1 protein-coding gene is annotated in these 295 nt (G+C 64.4%); it reads left to right on the forward strand.

Annotation, left to right across the window (positions count from 1 at the left end):
* On the forward strand, window positions 1-295 hold a 295-nt coding region (locus BK660_RS31625), incomplete at both ends, for an amino acid kinase family protein (RefSeq protein ID WP_473087035.1).

Consider the following 295-nt stretch of genomic DNA (forward strand, 5'->3'; position numbering starts at 1 on the left):
GCAGCGTTGGGTCGTGAAGATCGGCAGCGCTTTGCTGACAGCTGATGGCAAAGGGCTGGATCGCGCGGCAATGGGTGTCTGGGTCGAGCAGATGGTGGCCTTGCATGAGGCTGGCGTCGAATTGGTGCTGGTGTCCTCCGGGGCGGTGGCGGCCGGCATGAGTCGTTTGGGCTGGACCGCACGACCCAGTGCGATGCACGAGCTCCAGGCGGCCGCTGCAATTGGTCAGATGGGTCTGGTGCAGGCGTGGGAGTCGAGCTTCGCTGAGCATGGCCGGCACACTGCACAGATTCTC

This window comes from Pseudomonas brassicacearum, assembly GCF_003732265.1.
Classification (GTDB): domain Bacteria; phylum Pseudomonadota; class Gammaproteobacteria; order Pseudomonadales; family Pseudomonadaceae; genus Aquipseudomonas; species Aquipseudomonas brassicacearum_D.